The 16,731-nt window shown below is 46.0% G+C and carries 15 protein-coding genes and 1 pseudogene; 9 read left to right on the forward strand and 7 right to left on the reverse strand.

Translation table 11 applies throughout. From position 1 onward, the window contains the following. Nucleotides 1-11 precede the first annotated feature (11 nt). A pseudogene (locus LZG73_RS12700) lies at nt 12-191 on the reverse strand (helix-turn-helix domain-containing protein); the annotation flags it as partial. Between the two features lie 98 nt (nt 192-289). Between LZG73_RS12700 and LZG73_RS12705 the strand changes: the two are divergent. Continuing rightward, complete coding sequence (locus LZG73_RS12705) at nt 290-1,222, forward strand: SDR family oxidoreductase (protein WP_233849831.1); 933 nt, start codon at nt 290-292, stop codon at nt 1,220-1,222. After that, nucleotides 1,219-2,148: a helix-turn-helix transcriptional regulator gene (locus tag LZG73_RS12710; protein WP_310588429.1), complete on the forward strand. Its 930-nt coding sequence runs from the start codon at nt 1,219-1,221 to the stop codon at nt 2,146-2,148. The genes LZG73_RS12705 and LZG73_RS12710 overlap by 4 nt, the downstream gene beginning before the upstream one ends. 80 nt (nt 2,149-2,228) lie before the next feature. Here LZG73_RS12710 and LZG73_RS25500 read toward each other — a convergent pair whose 3' ends face one another. Continuing rightward, complete coding sequence (locus LZG73_RS25500) at nt 2,229-2,660, reverse strand: membrane dipeptidase (protein WP_310588430.1); 432 nt, start codon at nt 2,658-2,660, stop codon at nt 2,229-2,231. Then, entirely contained in the window at nt 2,597-3,301 is a 705-nt protein-coding gene (locus LZG73_RS25505; protein ID WP_255697058.1) for a membrane dipeptidase, read from the reverse strand. Before LZG73_RS25505 ends, LZG73_RS25500 begins: the two co-directional genes overlap by 64 nt. A 405-nt stretch (nt 3,302-3,706) precedes the next feature. On the opposite strand from LZG73_RS25505, the gene LZG73_RS12720 reads away from it, so the two are divergent. Continuing rightward, entirely contained in the window at nt 3,707-4,165 is a 459-nt protein-coding gene (locus tag LZG73_RS12720) for a hypothetical protein (protein ID WP_233849833.1), read from the forward strand. Between the two features lie 326 nt (nt 4,166-4,491). Here LZG73_RS12720 and LZG73_RS12725 read toward each other — a convergent pair whose 3' ends face one another. The 3 genes from LZG73_RS12725 to LZG73_RS12735 form a co-directional block, all read right to left on the reverse strand. Continuing rightward, nucleotides 4,492-4,914 carry a nucleotidyltransferase substrate binding protein gene (locus tag LZG73_RS12725; protein ID WP_233849835.1) on the reverse strand — a complete coding sequence of 141 codons (423 nt, stop codon included), beginning with the start codon at nt 4,912-4,914 and terminating at the stop codon, nt 4,492-4,494. A 23-nt stretch (nt 4,915-4,937) separates the two neighbouring features. Continuing rightward, nucleotides 4,938-6,305 carry a tRNA uridine-5-carboxymethylaminomethyl(34) synthesis GTPase MnmE gene (gene mnmE, locus LZG73_RS12730; protein WP_233849837.1) on the reverse strand — a complete coding sequence of 456 codons (1,368 nt, stop codon included), beginning with the start codon at nt 6,303-6,305 and terminating at the stop codon, nt 4,938-4,940. Between the two features lie 85 nt (nt 6,306-6,390). Beyond that, nucleotides 6,391-8,394 carry a T9SS type A sorting domain-containing protein gene (locus tag LZG73_RS12735; protein WP_233849839.1) on the reverse strand — a complete coding sequence of 668 codons (2,004 nt, stop codon included), beginning with the start codon at nt 8,392-8,394 and terminating at the stop codon, nt 6,391-6,393. 163 nt (nt 8,395-8,557) lie between these two features. On the opposite strand from LZG73_RS12735, the gene LZG73_RS12740 reads away from it, so the two are divergent. The 5 genes from LZG73_RS12740 to bshB1 all read left to right on the forward strand — a co-directional run bounded on the left by LZG73_RS12740 (nt 8,558) and on the right by bshB1 (nt 14,008). After that, nucleotides 8,558-9,139, forward strand: coding sequence for a 7-carboxy-7-deazaguanine synthase QueE (locus LZG73_RS12740; protein ID WP_233849848.1), 582 nt, complete (start codon nt 8,558-8,560; stop codon nt 9,137-9,139). Continuing rightward, complete coding sequence (locus LZG73_RS12745) at nt 9,139-11,037, forward strand: OmpA family protein (RefSeq protein ID WP_233849857.1); 1,899 nt, start codon at nt 9,139-9,141, stop codon at nt 11,035-11,037. Before LZG73_RS12740 ends, LZG73_RS12745 begins: the two co-directional genes overlap by 1 nt. 115 nt (nt 11,038-11,152) lie before the next feature. Continuing rightward, entirely contained in the window at nt 11,153-12,112 is a 960-nt protein-coding gene (trxB, locus tag LZG73_RS12750; RefSeq protein WP_233849859.1) for a thioredoxin-disulfide reductase, read from the forward strand. An 85-nt stretch (nt 12,113-12,197) separates the two neighbouring features. Continuing rightward, nucleotides 12,198-13,271 carry a peptidoglycan DD-metalloendopeptidase family protein gene (locus LZG73_RS12755; protein ID WP_233849861.1) on the forward strand — a complete coding sequence of 358 codons (1,074 nt, stop codon included), beginning with the start codon at nt 12,198-12,200 and terminating at the stop codon, nt 13,269-13,271. A gap of 11 nt (nt 13,272-13,282) precedes the next feature. After that, nucleotides 13,283-14,008 carry a bacillithiol biosynthesis deacetylase BshB1 gene (gene bshB1 / locus LZG73_RS12760; protein WP_233849863.1) on the forward strand — a complete coding sequence of 242 codons (726 nt, stop codon included), beginning with the start codon at nt 13,283-13,285 and terminating at the stop codon, nt 14,006-14,008. 21 nt (nt 14,009-14,029) lie between these two features. Here the strand turns inward: bshB1 and LZG73_RS12765 are convergent, their stop codons facing one another. After that, nucleotides 14,030-15,799, reverse strand: a complete 1,770-nt coding sequence (locus tag LZG73_RS12765) for an ATP-binding protein (protein WP_233849865.1) — start codon at nt 15,797-15,799, stop codon at nt 14,030-14,032. A 204-nt stretch (nt 15,800-16,003) separates the two neighbouring features. Between LZG73_RS12765 and msrB the strand changes: the two genes are divergently transcribed. Then, a complete protein-coding gene (gene msrB, locus LZG73_RS12770; protein ID WP_233849887.1) occupies nt 16,004-16,567 on the forward strand; it encodes a peptide-methionine (R)-S-oxide reductase MsrB in 564 nt (187 codons plus the stop codon). Nucleotides 16,568-16,731 lie beyond the last annotated feature (164 nt).

Genomic DNA, 16,731 nt, shown 5'->3' on the forward strand with positions numbered 1-16,731 from the left:
AAAATCCACTTCTAATTTAAGCTCGCACAAAATTCGAGCGGTGAAAAATTCGTCTTTAATTTAAACAATTTGCTGAATGCCTGCGGATGTTCGAAACCTACGTGATGAGCAATTTCTCGCATTGTCAAATCACTGAATGCTAATACTTCCTTTGCTTTTTCAATGAGCTTGCTGTGAATATGCTGCTGGACAATGGATGAACTGACCAGTTTCGGCTACAACAAAACCTGATTCGGTCACATTCTTGACAAGCGTTATGCGGAGCTTTGCTTCTGTAAATAAATGAATTATGAAAAGGATATTGGTCATTGGTGCATCGGGATTTGTTGGCGGACATTTGACACGCCAATTGTTAAAAGAGAATTATACAGTGCGCTGCCTCGCCCGCAACCCGGATAAGGTGAAGGAATTGGCAGAACTTGGCTGTGAAATTATGAAGGGCGATCTTTCCGATTCTCGGTCTGTGGAGCAAGCGATTGCTTCAATGGATGCGATTTACATTTCAATCCACACACTGGCGCCGCAGCACAAGGACACGGCGAATCTTGGCTTCATGGACATTGAAATGAACGGCCTGAAAAACATAGTCGAAGGTTGCAAAATGCACCACGTCCAGCGCCTGATCTACGTCACCTCTATGGGAATTTCGGCAGATTCAAAGGACGCCTGGACGAGCGGACGATGGAAAACGCAACAATATTTACTAAATAGTGGTTTGAATGTGACCGTGATTCAGCCGGGCATGATTGTGGGAATTGGCGGACAAGGATTCAATATGGTGCTGACTAATGCGCAAAAACGCACCGCTTTTGTCATCGGTGATGGGCGCAACAAGTTTCGCAGCATTGCGATTGACGACCTGACTTACAATTTGATCGGTGTAATGAATGAGCCAAAAGCTTACGGACAATGCTATGAAGTGGGTTGTGACGATATATTAACGGCTGATCAGTTGATTGATGCGGCTGCCGACGCAACGGGCCATCGCCATCCAAGAAAGGTGCACATTCCGCTGGCATTGTTACGGTTCGCAGCTCCGCTGATTGAATTTATTGCCAAATCGCCCAAAGGTTCTATCAAAGGAGCGCTGGATGGTTTAGGCGCAGATCTGGTCGGGGATCCAGCAGCCATCCGAAAACTTTTGCCGCGCGCGCCGCTCACTTACAGACAGGCCGTGGAACGGGCTTATAAAATTTATCAAACCAATAGCCGGGTTGCATGATGGAAAAAGGTCAGCTATATCAGATCAAGACAATCAGTGATTTTCACAAATTACTGGGTGCGCCTGCACCTGAGCACCCATTGATCAGCGTCATCAAAATCGAACCATTCGAGCATGTTCCCGACGGAATTCCGGGAAATGTGGTTCAGGGCTTTTATAACATTTCTCTCAAAAAAGGTTTTAAGTCGCCCGTTAAATTTAAATACGGTCAGCAGGCTTACGACTTTGACGAAGGCGTGCTCAGCTTCATGTCGCCAGGGCAGATCAGCGGTTTTGATCCGCAAAAATACGCCAGCCCGGAGCAATCTGGCTGGTTGCTTCTTTTCCATCCGGATCTGCTTTGGAATACTCCACTCGCCAAGAAAATAAATCAATATGGTTTTTTTGATTATGCCGTGAATGAGGCGCTGTTTCTTTCTGACAAAGAAGAGGTTACATTAAATCAAATTGTCGGAAACATCAGCCAGGAATATCATAATAACATGGATAGATTCAGCCACGACATTATCATTACTCAATTGGAATCACTGCTGAATTATTCCGAGCGCTTTTACCAGCGCCAGTTCATGACGCGCAGGAAAACCAATCACGAAATACTGGATCGCCTGAATGCGGAGCTCGTCAAGTATTTTGATGACGCAAATGCAACGCAAAACGGATTGCCCGCGGTTGGCTATCTTGCCAAGCAGCTTAATGTGTCGCCTGATTATTTGAGTGGCTTGCTCAAAACCCTCACCGGCCTGACCACGCAGCAACATATTCATGAAAAACTCGTCGAAAAGGCCAAACAGCAGCTTTCTACAACAAACTTATCTGTGAGTGAGATCGCATATCAGCTCGGATTCGAGCATTCCCAATCTTTCAGTAAGTTGTTCAAATCCAAAACCGAACAATCACCTCTTGCATTCCGAAAAGCCTTTAATTGATTACTGGATATCGGCGTGGTTTCTAAGCAAAGACTCGAAGGAAGTTGCTCCCGCCTATTTTGCCGATTTAGAGTCGGTTTTTAGCATGGCATCAACAACTGCATAGTAAAACCCGAATTTCTGGTCGTTCCGGGCCAGGTTGGTACGCTCCCTACTCTTTCAGTTTTTTGGTTGGCACCAGCGTTATTCTGCGCGCTCGGCTGTCGGTATGTCGGCGTCATTTTAGTATCCGTTCCAATGCAGACATGGTCAATCCCAATCACATCCACCATTGCCCTTATGTTCTGAGCATATTCCAGGGGCGTAACGGCCAGATGCGTCCATACGCCGACAATGCCTCCCGCATCAGCAACCATTTTGGCTTGTTCTTTGCTGATCAGTCGCGTGAGCATTCTTTTAGCCATCTCCGGGTCTTGTCCCAGCTGAGTATTCAATCCCGTGTGAGATATTATAACTGGACGGGCTGCCAGTTTGAGCGTAGCAGCCAACCTCCGCTGGTTGGCAGGTGCCAATCGATCAGAATGCCTAGCCGATTACATTCCCGGATCACATCAGCACCGAAGGCAGTCAGCCCGTCCCAGCGTACTGGATTAGTAGAAACGTCACCCAAGGGAACAATCGCATCATTGTCATGTAGCAGGCCGAGATGCCGTAAACCATGGCTGTAAGCCTCTTGCAGACGCTCTATTTTCCCTTCCAAAAAGTGGCCACCCGCAACAGACTGAATTATGGCAGGCTGGTGCTTTTTATACGCATCGCGAACATCATGCATGTTCAATGCGCGCTTTAAGCCATTCTTTTCAAGGATTTTGTCCATTGAAGCCAGTCCGTTTTTGAAGCGCTCATAGCCATCACCGGGATTACGCAGTTCGGGGCGGTCGACGGAAAATGTCATACAGATAGCGGATAGCCCAGAACGTTTCATCTCACCGGCGAGGTCAACATCCGGCCCAGGAACTTCGGCAGCTGCGAACGGAACATCAATGTGATTGTGCGTGTCGATCCCCATTGTTTCAGCCACGATCTTAGCCACTTTCGTATCAGGTTTATCCGCTGCCAGCGCCAAAAATGGCGTGATCATCATCGCAGCGCCTGCCCCAGAGACGGAAGTTATAAATTCCCGCCGCGAATGTTGGATTGGAAGTTTTTTCATTTGGAGGATAAGGGGATGCCTCGATACTACATTTGTGCTTACCCTTAAAAGTAAAGAATTTGTGTTTTATGCCTCATTGGTGAGTTTTGCATAAATCTGGCGGTGCAACTACCGAGGAATCCTCGGCGGTTCAAGTTGGAAGGTAGGCGAAAAGTGCCGTACGAGGTCTTTGTAGATTTAGTAACTCCCTCCTAGAAAACTTTCACCAAGACACTCGCTGACTGCCACCGTAATTTTTACACGATTCATTTTCAAAGATGTCTAAACAAAAATTGGCATAGAAAACCGAAAGTTTCGGGGTGCGATTACCGCTTAATAACTATTAATCATTGACATTTTGGCAAAACAGTATTTGCCAAAAGCGCAGACTTTTAAATTAACAATCTCAATCTTCTCCTCTTTAAAGTGAAAAAATATCTACTCCTGTTGACGTTCCTTTCATTGGGCTGCTCAATGACGCAGTATAACCTTGAGACAGTTGAGACAATGCCGGTTTACGGCGAACAGGGAATCGGGGCGGAACAGTTAGGAGAAATTGAGCCAGGTGATACTATAATGATTGTTGCCAAGCCGCGGAAAAAACTTGAAAACGTGATGATCGTTGTCCATAAATCAAGACTTGTTTGGACAGTCGGCGTGCCTCATACAACAAAGTTGATTAGCAGAAAACGAATTAGCAGAAAAGCCTATTTAAGTCAATATGCCCGATACACATTTGCTTCTACCAGCGAACCAAACCGAATCTCAGGAAGTACTTACGGCTCCGAATCATCATCCAAACCTTATGGTTCTACTTCCAGCAGGGGCGCCACTATCCACACTGGCCCGCGAGGTGGCAGGTATTATATTAATCAAAGGCAATAAAACATATATAAAGAAAGGAGCATCAAGTTCTAACAGTGGGTCATCACGCAAGTCTTCAATAAAGACTTACAAGAAGTCATCATCTAATTCGTCCCAACGCTCATCTTCTGGTTCTTACCGCAGATCATCATCTGGCTCTTTTTATCGTCGACGATAGGCATTTTTCATAATCGGGCCAGCAGTCAACTCAATAAAAAAGGACTGCCAAATGACAGTCCCCAACATTCTAAAAATTTTTCTGCATTCGTTCAAAAACCCTCCCAGTGCACTTTCAGGTCAAACAGCGCTGACTTCTCAGCTTTATCAAACGGAATATAGTCCGTACATTATTTTTCTTTGGCTATTATCGACTCCATCTTTTCTTGAAATGCGACAAAAAGTGGATAAAAATCACGGACGATATTTTTATAAATCTGTTCTGATATTTCTTCGTTGTAAGTGTGGCTGGTAAGATTCCTGCTCTTGATCATTTTCATCCAGTTATCGCCGTCCGTGATCAGATCAACACTAAATGCCTGGCGGATTGCATCCCTCGAACCCTTTACTTCCGAGTTGCCTTGGTAAATAAAAAAGTCTTGCATCACCTTCCAGGCCAGTTCATGTGTAAATTTAAAGGCCAGTATAATTCCCTGCCTTTCGAGCTCGCTTAGCGCCCGTTGCGTATCCAGATATACGGCTTCACCTAATTTTTTAAGTGCTTTTTTATAATTCTCAAAGCGTAGTTTCCAACGAATATCCTGCTCCTCCATGTACATTTAGTATTCAAAATCATTTACTTGCCAATGCAAAAGCGGGAAAAGATGTTTTCCAACAAATCATCCGTAACAATACTCCCGGTAATCTCCCCCAAATGAAACAAAGACAACCGAATATCCTGCGCTAAAAAATCCCCCGTCACCCCCGTCTCCAACCCATTCAAAACATCCTGCAAGGCATCATGCGTCTTCACCAAATGCTCATAATGCCTTAAATTGGTCACAACAGTATCGCTAGCCGATTGCCCGTAAACCATGGAAACCAGTTTATTGGTTAATGTAGAAAGACCAGCTTGCGACTTTGCTGATATAGAAATAACATCTTCTTGGAACAGGGTTAAATTTTGAGCAGATATTTCTCCAATATCAATCTTATTAAGCACATACAAAACCTGCTTCCCAGCCGGAAGCATTGCCCCCAGCTGCTGATTCTCCCTTAACGTCTCCAAACTATCAAAAAGGAAAATCACAATATCCGCTTTCTCCATTGCATTCTTGGACCTTTCAATCCCGATGGATTCTACCAGATCACTGGTTTCACGAATCCCTGCAGTGTCAATGAAGCGGAACTTCAAACCTTCCAGCACAATCGTATCTTCAATCACATCACGCGTTGTGCCTGCTATGCTGGTGACAATGGCTTTTTCCTCATTCAATAATGCATTCAGCAATGTAGATTTCCCAACGTTAGGCGAGCCTATGATGGCCACGGGGACGCCTTCTTTTAATGCATTGCCAAAATCGAATGAATCGATGAGCGGGGCGATGGTGCTTAGAAGCGCTTCGATCAGGCGGCGCAGGTCGTCGCGCTGGGCGAATTCTACGTCTTCTTCGCCGAAATCGAGTTCAAGTTCTATTAAAGATGCAAAATGGATGAGTTCGGTTCGTAAGGACGCGAGTTTTTTGGAAAAACCACCTCTTAGCTGGTTCAATGCTGTTTTGTGACTGGCCTGAGAGTCTGCGGCGATGAGGTCGGCTACGGCTTCGGCTTGTACCAAGTCGAATTGGCCGTTCAGAAATGCGCGTTGAGTAAATTCTCCTGGCTTGGCGATTCTGGCTCCTTTTGTGATGAGGAGTTTAAGTATTTGCCTTATAATGTAGTCGGAACCGTGACAGGAAATTTCTATGGAATCTTCTTTAGTGAAAGATTTGGGTGTTTTGAAAACGGTTACCAGCACTTCGTCGATGATTTCGCCATTGTGCTGGATCGTTCCGAAATGCACGGTGTGGCTATCGGCTTCTTCCAGATTTTTTCCTTTAAAAATGGATTTTACCATGGAAATAGCGCCCAGCCCGGAAACCCGGATGACGGCAATGGCGCCCACACCCGAGGGCGTAGCGAGTGCACAAATAACTTCTTGCTGATGAATTGGTATAATGTCCATGCTGTAAATATGCCATTAAATCAACTATCAGGCAAAAACCAGCATTCCAACATCCCGCCAAGAAAGCGCAATTCAATGATTCAACTTACCGGATCGCCACCCGCTTAACCACCGAGCCGCTCCCCGTATGGATCTTGATCAGGTAAAAACCGCTGGAAATGCCAGCCAGATTCAGAACAGCCCAATGCTGCTGGTCATAAAGTGCCTCTTTCAACTTCACGCCCGAACTCGAAAACACTTCCACCATCCCTATTTTGCCCTGGGCCGAGACAACATTGACCTCCCCTGCGGATGGATTTGGAAAAACATCAAAATTGGATGAGGCAAGTGGCTCAATGCCCAGCACGTCCGCACTCAATTTCTTGTAACGAATGCTCGTTATTCCCGACTCCGCATGCTCTGTAACCGCCCGGATCGAGTAAATATATTCAACGCCTTGCTTCGCGGATGGATCAGAATAAGTTGCTTGCAAAGGCAAATGCAGAATTTCGTGAGCGCCTAATGAATCCGGTCCGCCGGATCTTTCCAAAATGTAACCCGTTGCGCCAGGCAGCTCATTCCAGCTCAAGACAACATTGCCCACTTCATCCCTGGCGGTCAGCGTCAGCGTTCCCAGATTTGGGAATGGATAAATCTTGTTATGATGAAAAGCAAATGCACGAAATCCTTTATCATTCCGCAAAAACGGCCCGATGTAAACCCACGGCGCCGATAATAATCCGGCATAGTGATATTTTGAAGGTAAATATTTGATCAGAGAATCAGGTCCGGCGGCTTTCTTCTCGACAATGATTTTGTTAGCCTCTGCCCTGCCTGATTTTAGCTTTTGCCATTCCGCATTTAAGTAAAAAAAGTCTTTCACCGAGTAAATGGACGACGGTTCCTGGCTGCCCTCAATGTTCGTATTCAATGTGTCATTGGGATAAACCATTTTCTGATAATCCTCAAAAACCATGGTGATTTCCGTTGAATCCTTTTTTGAGTAAAAAGCCTTTTTCAAGCTGGGAGAAGTGATTTTTTCTTTTTTTCCATAGTGATAAAATCCCGCCATATCGGCCAGGTCCTGTCCTAATTTGAGATATCCTTCCAAACCATAATGGAAACCATTCCAGCCCGGCGCTCCGAGGGCTGCATAAGGCTGAATAATGGGATATTTCTCTCCCAAAAGCCGCTGATCCTCCCGAAACTGACCAATCCGGTCGTCATAAGCGCCTCCACCGAAAAGCGGAAGCTGGAAAACGTATATTTTTTCAACCTTCGGATAATCTTCTTTCCAATTGTTGACCATCTGTTCAAAGCGCGGCGCCCACACCAACGGATCATTCGACGCAGCTTCATTTTCGCCTTGCCAGTAAAAAATGCCTTTCAATGCAGGCATAAGGCCCGATTGGTTTACATAATTCAATAAAACACCATAAAATTTGGCAGGATCTTCGTGATTATCAGGATTTCGCTCGATGAGTTGCGCCAGCGAAGCGCCAGCAAGTGCGCCGTTGATCACGCAGGTTGGAATGCCATACTTTTCGGCGACGCGACGCTGAAATTCAATCCCAAAAATACCAACGCGCGGGCTCAGTGCATTGGCAAGTCCGAAGCCGGTTCCCTTGGGCGCGGACCCGAATGTGCGACAAAATTCATTGCGATATGGATAATCCACTTCCCACGCAACTGCATTGGACTGGCCATAAATCAGGTAAAGATCACCGGCAACGACATTATTGCGCGTAACGATCAATGTTGAATCCGTGGCGGATTTGCAAGCATACACGGCAAATGAATATTCTGCCAGTTCCGATTTAATTGTTGTGGCAATGCTGAAAGCGCCAACTTCGGCTGTGTATTTCAATGCATTTTTATGGTAGCTGGTCCGCGCTCCGTTGCGTGACGTCACGACGGAAACATAGGCGTAACCAGCAGCTTCAACATTTCCAGCGATCGTAACGTCCGCCTCATTATTTGCATTCCGCGGATAAAGCTGCAAATCCTCAGGCAGCGAGCTAAAATTGACAATCTGGATTTTCTCTGCAAATGAGGGCGAAAAAACGCGGCATAGTGAGAAGATTACACTTAATAGTAAAGCTTTTTTCATAGAGGTTTGTAATTCCATTGAGGTGCGTAACAAACGTATAATAAAGCTGTTATATAACAATGCGATGCTGATAATGATTTATTGGAAACGCCTGATTTGATTTTCGTATCTTTGCAAAATGTTTACCGAGACTTTACCAATTCAAACCACAAAGCTTCCGGTTATGGAAGCTTTTTATACTTTACAGGGAGAAGGCCAGCACAGCGGGCGCGCCGCTTACTTTATCCGCCTAGGCGGCTGCGAAGTGGGCTGCCACTGGTGCGACGTAAAAGAATCCTGGAATGCGGACCTGCATCCAAAATTTGACATTAATAAGATTGTGGAAGGCGCTTTGCAATATCCCGGGCGTCTGGCGGTGATCACCGGAGGCGAGCCTTTAATGTATAATCTGGATGAACTGACGGGCCAACTTAAAGATGCAGGCTTCAAAACCAACATTGAAACTTCCGGGGTCTATCCGTTTACGGGACGTTGGGATTGGGTGTGTTTTTCTCCTAAAAAATTCAAAACGCCGCATCCAGACATTTATAAAAATGCCAATGAGCTCAAAGCCATCATTTATAATAAGAGTGATTTTGAGTTTGCTGAATTGCACGCCGCGCTCGTTTCCGATGATTGTACATTGCTCATGCAGCCCGAATGGAGTAAGCACGAGGTGATGCTGCCTTTGATCATTGACTATATCAAAGACAATCCCAAATGGAAAATGTCGTTACAAACTCACAAGTACATGAACATTCCATAATGCGCCGCGCTGCTATTTTTTTGCTTTTTATCTGTTTGGTTTTTTCAAAATCCGCTTCCGCCCAGGACGCAACATTGTCCAGAAAGGCCAGGGAAATTTACGACAAAGCACAGCAGGCGTGGCAGGCAAGGAAACTGCCGGAAGCCATTGAGCTTTTTGAAAAAGTCCTTGAACAGGAACCCAACAGCTACGACACCAATCTGCGGCTTGCGCAGATTTACGAACTGCAACGCAATCCCGATCTTACCAAGAAATATTATACAAAAGCCATTCAACTGAGGCCCGCTGTGCCGCAATCTGCGGCGGCGCTGCAATGGATCGGGCGGAATTATTTCGAGGCGGAAAAATATGATTCAGCTCAGGCTTATTTTGAAAGAGCTTTGCCATTGTTTCCTGCCAAATCGAGCTTAGGCAGATTGGCGGAGAAATCGATTGCCTCTTCAAAATTTGCCCGCGAAGCGATCAAAAACCCGCTTAGCATTCAAAAACGCTCATTAGGCGACACCATTAATTTTCTCAACACCCAATATTTTCCCGTTCTGACGGCGGATGATGAGACATTGATCTTCACCGGCCTCACCGAGCAGCGTGACGAAAACATTTACACCACGCATCGCACGACGAAGGGCTGGGACGTGCCGGAGGAGATTTCTGCATCCATTAATACGACCAATAACGAGGGAACTTGCAGCGTCTCTGCCGACGGTCGCACATTGGTTTTCACAGCCTGCAACCGGCCCGACGGCTATGGAAGCTGCGATCTGTACATTACAAGAAAGGAAGGAAAAGATTGGAGCGCGCCGGTGAATCTGGGCCAGGAAATTAACACGCGGGACTGGGAATCGCAGCCGTCGTTATCGGCTGACGGCCATTTGCTTTACTTTGCTTCCGATCGCCGGGGCGGCCAGGGCAAGCGCGACATTTGGGTTACGCGGCTTGACGAAAAAGGAAAATGGGCAGCGCCTAAAAACCTGGGTGCGCACATTAACACGCCCGACGAAGAGAATGCACCATTCATTCACGCCAACGGCAGAACATTATTTTACGCGTCCAATGGATTGCCGGGCATGGGCGGATTCGACATTTTCATCTCGCAGCGCATGGACACGATCTGGTCGCAGCCGAAAAACATTGGTTATCCCATCAACACCGTCGCCGATCAGGTTGGACTTTTTATCGCTTCCGACGGGCAGAAGGCTTATTACACCGACGATGCTTCGGAAGGAAAAGGCCGCTCGCTGCTTTACACATTCAATTTGCCCCAGCAGGTTAAAGATTTGATCGTCCCGACGCGCTATGCAAAGGGGAAGGTTTTTGACAAAAAAACAAACACGCCGCTGGCCTCCGCAATCGATTTATTTGATCTTAAAACACAACAAAAAGTCGGTGAATTTGCATCCGACGGGCAAACGGGCTCTTTCCTTGCCGTGCTGAACAGCGGCGGTGAATATGCTTTCTATGTATCCAAAACAGGTTATTTGTTTAAAAGTTTGTCATTTACAGTGAATGATTCCGCGTCATTCGTGAACCTGGACATTCCTTTGGAAGCCATTGAAAAAGACCGCGCGGAAGTGCTCAACAATATATTTTTCAAAACGGGAGAATTCAGTCTGGACGAGAAGTCTAAGGTGGAACTTGGACGAATGGTTGATTTCTTAAATAAGAATAAAGCAGTGAAGATCGAGATTTCCGGGCACACCGACGATGTGGGCTCCGACACGGAAAATATGGAATTATCAAGGAGAAGGGCGCTCTCTGTTCAGGAATATCTGCATGAGTCGGGCGTAGTTGCCGAAAGGATCACTTCCAAAGGCTATGGCGAAACGCATCCCGTTGCCCCAAATGACTCCCAGGAAAACCGGCAGAAGAACCGCAGGATCGAGTGGCGGATCCTCTGAATGTATTTGCATAAAGAAGTGAAATTTTGCACTTTTGTCGATCTGCCAATGTTGTAATAGACGAGTACAACTTAGTTCGTAAACATCCGTCATTAACAATTAGTAATAAAATATCATGACACCCGAGAAAGTCTCCTGCTTAATCATCGGCTCCGGTCCTGCCGGATATACAGCCGCAATATATGCATCCAGAGCAGGTTTGAATCCTGTACTTTACCAAGGCGCGCAACCAGGCGGCCAGCTCACCATTACAACGGAAGTCGATAACTATCCCGGCTATCCAGATGGCATTACCGGCCCTGAAATGATGATGAATTTTGAAAAACAAGCACAGCGCTTCGGAACAGACATTCGTTACGGATTGGCAACTGCGGTTGACTTTACAACGCATCCGCTTAAAGTGACCATTGACAACAAACACGAGATCGAAGCTGATGCAGTGATTGTTTCAACGGGTGCTTCTGCCAAATGGCTTGGCCTGGAAGATGAGCAACGCCTTAACGGACATGGCGTATCTGCCTGTGCGGTTTGCGATGGTTTCTTTTTCCGAGGACAAGATGTTGTCGTTGTAGGTGCGGGTGATACAGCTGCTGAGGAAGCAAGTTATCTTGCCAAATTGGCCCGTAAAGTGTATTTACTGGTTCGCCGCGATGAAATGCGTGCTTCTAAAATCATGCAGAAACGCGTTGAAATGTTGCCAAACATTGAAATCCTTTGGAACACGGAAACAGTTAAATTGAACGGCGAGCACGGTCTTGAATCTGTTTTGGTAAAAAATAATAAAACCGGCGAGGAGCAACTTTTGAACGCAACCGGTTTCTTTGTAGCCATCGGACATAAGCCCAACACGGATATTTTCAAAGGATATCTGAACATGGACGAAACCGGCTACATTCAAACAATAAAAGGAAGCGCCTGCACGAATGTGAAAGGTGTGTTCGCTTGCGGTGATGCGCAGGATAATGTTTACAGACAAGCCATTACGGCTGCGGGAACCGGCTGTATGGCCGCATTGGACGCCGAGCGTTTTTTAATGGAGCTTGAAGTGGAGAACATTATCGAAGAAACAGCTTAAAATTATTTGCCCAACCCCTAATTTGACTCAGGCTACACTGGTAATGCTTTTACAGGCAGTGTAGTCTGATCTGATTTTTATACCTATGAAAGTAAAGCTTATTGTAAGTTTGCTAATGATCGTGTGTTTGATCTCCTGGAACACGCAAGCGCAAGAGCGAGGGAAATTCAAAAGAAATCCAAAAATCAATCAGTCCGGAAACAACGCCAACGAAGGACCAACAAAAATAAGCACGCCTCAACCAGAGGACGAATATCAGGTCGAAACCTCCAATCTCCGATTCCAAAACCAGTTTGAACCTGTGAAACCACTCAATCCTGTCGTAAGCGAGGACACCACAACCATTGACGAAGGTGAAACGGATGTCGTGGAAGTTGTTGATTCATTGTTAGTTGCGGATGAATGGGTAAAATCAGCCGAATATTATGTCATTTGGGATGCCCGGACCATTAATCCATACGGACTCAGCCCGTTGGAGTTTGACGAACCCGTCGAGCTGACATTGTATGACTCGACGGCGAACAGGATGTGGGCAACACCGATGACGGACACCAAGGCAACCTCCAACTTCGGTTATCGCTGGGGAAGATGGCACAATGGAAGCGACCTGGACCTGGAAACGGGCGACACGGTGCGTTCAACTTATGACGGAATGGTTCGCATTGTGGCCTTCGACGGCAGCGGATATGGACGTTTTATCGTGGTCAGACATTACAATGGCCTTGAAACACTTTACGGACATTTATCCAAGCAACTCGTCGAATCAGGTCAAATCGTGAAAGCGGGTGACGTGATCGGGTTAGGCGGAAATACGGGACGCAGCACGGGATCGCACTTGCATTATGAAAACCGTTACGAGGGAAATCCTTTTGACCCGAGAAATATTTTTGACTGGGAAAACAAAGCCATTAAATCAAATCACTTCCTGCTGACCAGCAATGTTTGGAGCCATTTGCGCGGCAAGTCTACCAAAAGTGAATTCGCCTCAGGCGACGCGCCAGTCGCTTACACGCGCTCGATCCTGCACAAAGTGCGCTCGGGCGAAACGCTCTCTTCCATTGCCGGAAGATATGGCGTAAGCATTTCATCCGTTGCCAGAAAAAACCGAATTTCAAGTCGATCCACATTGCGGATTGGGCAGAAACTCCGCATCAAATAACAACCACCTCTATGAAACTAGACATTCTCGCCATCACAGCCCACCCTGACGATGTCGAACTCTGCTGTGCCGGCACATTGCTTTCGCAACTTGCACTTGGCAAAAAAGTTGGTATCGTAGATCTGACGCGTGGCGAGCTCGGCACGCGCGGAACACCGGAAGGCAGGATTCAGGAGGCATTGAACGCAGCGGCAATCATGAACATTCCCGTTCGCGACAATGTAGGATTGGCAGATGGTTTCTTTGCCAACAATGAGGCGCACCAAAAAGCCATCATTCCATTTATCCGAAAATATCAGCCTGACATTGTCATCACCAACGCAATAACCGACCGCCATCCCGATCACGGAAGGGCTGGTCAGCTGGTTTCAGACAGTTGTTTTTATTCAGGCTTGCGCATGGTCAAAACATTTGATGAGCAGGGAAACAAGCAGGAAGCTTGGCGGCCAAAGCACGTTTTTCACACTGTTCAGGACCGTTACATTGTGCCCGACTTCATTGTCGATATCACAGATGTGCACGATAAGAAAATTGAAGCGATCCGCGCTTTTGAAAGCCAATTTTACGTGCCATCGTACAACAGCGACGAGCCTCAAAGTTACATTTCCTCACCCGATTTCCTTGAATTTGTCATTGCGCGCGCCCGTGAAATGGGACATGCGATTGGTGTGACGTTTGGAGAAGGATTTACGACTTCCAGAAAGCTCGGTGTTAAAGATTTGTCCGTTTTTGTGTAATAATTTTAGCTTAACAATTGATTATCTGTTGATTAACGAAAGCCCCGCAAGCTTTGCATGCAACATTTGCGGGTGAAAGGGCTTTGCTATCCAGTCATCAAACAAAGCAAGCATGCCGCTCGATTCGAGTGATTCTTTGCTGGTGGCAGTCAAAGCAATGATTGGAATCTTTGCTTTCTCCACATCTTCAAGTGCGCGGATTTGCTGACTTGCCTGAATTCCGTCCATGACAGGCATGTTGATATCCATTAAAATAACCTGGTAATTCTTTACCAGCATTGACTCCACAGCGGCACGGCCGTTTTGAACAATATCAAACTTTACGTCCCATTTTTCGAGGAACTTTTTGAGGATCATTGCATTCATATTATTGTCTTCCGCAACCAGCACATTGATATCAAGCGGACCGAGATCTTTGTTCGAGGCAGGTTTTTCTGATAAAACCGGTTCCTGACTCAATGGATAAGGAAAGTCAAAAAAGAATGATGTGCCCACTCCTTCCTGACTGGTAAAGTCAAGCTTTCCGCCATGCAGATCAACCAGCCGCTGTGCCAGCGACAGTCCCAAGCCGGTGCCGTGATATTGTTTTTTCATCCCCGTGTTAACCAGTTTGAACGGCTCAAAAATGTATGGAAAAACCTCCGGAGGAATTCCAATGCCCGTATCCGTCACATTAAAGAATATTTGCAGCTGATCATCGGCAATTCGCCTCGCATCCAGCGTGACCTCAATGGAGCCGTGCTCGGTATATTTGATAGCGTTGCTAATCAGGTTCATCGCGATCTGAGCCAGACGCTCGGGATCGCCGTCAACCCAGAGCGCGTCCAGTTCCGGTGACGCATTTAGCCTCATCGTCAACCCCTTGTTGCGCGCCGCAGCTTGCAGTGCCTTACAAATGTCGTTAATGATAACGGCAGGTCTAAACGCAACCTTATTAAGCTTGGTTTGATTGCCTTCGATTGCATTCAGGTTCAGAATGTCATTAATGATCGAGTTGAGAATATCTGCTGAAAACCGCACATTTTCCAGATTCTTCGCCTGATCGGTTTTGGAATTTTCATAAGAAAGCAATTCCAAACCGCCGATGATCGCATGCAGCGGCGTGCGAATTTCGTGCGACATCGTGATCAGAAAGTTGGTTTTGTATTCGGCAAGATCCTGCGATTTTGTTGCCGCAATTTTTAATTCACTCAAAAGCGTCGCTTCCTTTGCACTCGCCAGTTCGGATTCTTTAAAATAAAAATAGTGAATGTAAATCAGCATTAAGTAATTGTAAATCAGCGCAAAAGCCAGAGCATATGTGTCGACTGCGGAAGCTTTTATTCTAATTTCAATATCAAAATATTGGTTAAGGACAAAAACGCAGGCAACCAAGAGCACGCTAACCAGCGAATAGAAAAGTCCCCATCTGGGTCCAAGAATGTAGAATCCGGCGCTGAGAATGACGAAAATAAATTGTAAAGTGACGAGATAATGTCCATTCTGATACAGCACCGCAGTGGACAAGACGATCAGGCAGAGGCAAATCATGACATAATGCCCAACTCTTTTGAAGTGCACGCCGCGGCAAAGCATTTGATATCCCACCCACGTTAATGTGGTGAAAAAGAGGACTCTCCAAAGCAGAAAATTCTTGTGTTGTGCCAAATGCAGCATGGCCAGCAGCACGCCCATGATACAATAGGCAAACAAGAGAAATCGGAGGGTTTTCTTTCGGATGTGGCTGACGGCTTGTGTATCCTGCCAATACGCGGGATACTTGACTTTTAAAGTCCTTAAAATTTCCTGCATGTAACGTTGAGTTGAATCGAAGCGACTATATTAAAGCAAAAACACGGATTTTCACCGGTTTCGCCGCTTTTTTATAATTTCGGCTAAAACCAATGGTTTTAAAACTTTAAATCTTTTGCTGCTCATTATTGTTACTAAAATGGTGTGACATTCAACTATTGACACCCGCAAATCGTATATAAGAAAACATCAAACTAAAATAGCATGAGAAAGATAACCGCGCTCTTATTTACAGGCGTGCTCGCATTAATGCTGCAAAGCTGCTACGGACAATCCGCACCGGCGCAGAAAGAACAGGAAAGCCCGGCTTATTCCAGAAAGGACTCTGGTTCAGTTAATAAAAGTAATGAGGAGTGGAAAAAAATCCTTTCTCCGGAAGTTTACGAAGTGGCCCGTTTGAAAGGAACAGAACGCCCGTTCACCAGCGAATTTGAACATTCCAAAGATGTGGGAACATTCTATTGCGCGGTTTGCGGCAATGCACTTTTCAGAAGCAATGCCAAATATGAAAGCGGTTGTGGTTGGCCGAGCTTCTTTGAGCCATTAAGCAAAACTTCGATTTTAGAAGCCGCAGACAACACACTTGGCATGCGCCGGACCGAGGTCATGTGCGGCAAATGCAAGTCACATTTAGGCCACGTTTTTGAAGATGGCCCACCTCCAACCGGCTTGCGTTATTGCATCAACGGCGTTGTGCTGGATTTTGAAAAAGCAAAAACGGCCGAGAAAAAATTCAACAGTAAAAAGAAAACTGACAGCGGCAGCTAGGCCATAATTGCCCTGAGGTAACAATAAATTAATATAAAGACACTTTTCATCGTCTTCGAGCTAACAGGCTTGCAGTCAATGAAAAGTGTCTTTTTTTATTTGAGTCGGGTAAAATGCTTGTGAAAACTCTTTTAGGCAATTTGTTCTAATTCTAAATAATGTAT

Origin of the sequence: Dyadobacter sp. CY326 (assembly GCF_021390515.1) — a bacterium.
Taxonomy (GTDB): domain Bacteria; phylum Bacteroidota; class Bacteroidia; order Cytophagales; family Spirosomataceae; genus Dyadobacter.

Coding starts and splice junctions, on each gene's coding strand:
- LZG73_RS12765 (WP_233849865.1), bottom strand. CDS start 15,799: ATGCAGGAAATTTTAAGGACTTTAAAAGTCAAGTATCCCGCGTATTGG.
- trxB (WP_233849859.1), top strand. CDS start 11,153: ATGACACCCGAGAAAGTCTCCTGCTTAATCATCGGCTCCGGTCCTGCC.
- msrB (WP_233849887.1), top strand. CDS start 16,004: ATGAGAAAGATAACCGCGCTCTTATTTACAGGCGTGCTCGCATTAATG.
- LZG73_RS12705 (WP_233849831.1), top strand. CDS start 290: ATGAAAAGGATATTGGTCATTGGTGCATCGGGATTTGTTGGCGGACAT.
- LZG73_RS12745 (WP_233849857.1), top strand. CDS start 9,139: ATGCGCCGCGCTGCTATTTTTTTGCTTTTTATCTGTTTGGTTTTTTCA.
- LZG73_RS12740 (WP_233849848.1), top strand. CDS start 8,558: ATGGAAGCTTTTTATACTTTACAGGGAGAAGGCCAGCACAGCGGGCGC.
- LZG73_RS12755 (WP_233849861.1), top strand. CDS start 12,198: ATGAAAGTAAAGCTTATTGTAAGTTTGCTAATGATCGTGTGTTTGATC.
- LZG73_RS25505 (WP_255697058.1), bottom strand. CDS start 3,301: ATGAAAAAACTTCCAATCCAACATTCGCGGCGGGAATTTATAACTTCC.
- bshB1 (WP_233849863.1), top strand. CDS start 13,283: ATGAAACTAGACATTCTCGCCATCACAGCCCACCCTGACGATGTCGAA.
- LZG73_RS12725 (WP_233849835.1), bottom strand. CDS start 4,914: ATGGAGGAGCAGGATATTCGTTGGAAACTACGCTTTGAGAATTATAAA.
- mnmE (WP_233849837.1), bottom strand. CDS start 6,305: ATGGACATTATACCAATTCATCAGCAAGAAGTTATTTGTGCACTCGCT.
- LZG73_RS12735 (WP_233849839.1), bottom strand. CDS start 8,394: ATGAAAAAAGCTTTACTATTAAGTGTAATCTTCTCACTATGCCGCGTT.
- LZG73_RS12710 (WP_310588429.1), top strand. CDS start 1,219: ATGATGGAAAAAGGTCAGCTATATCAGATCAAGACAATCAGTGATTTT.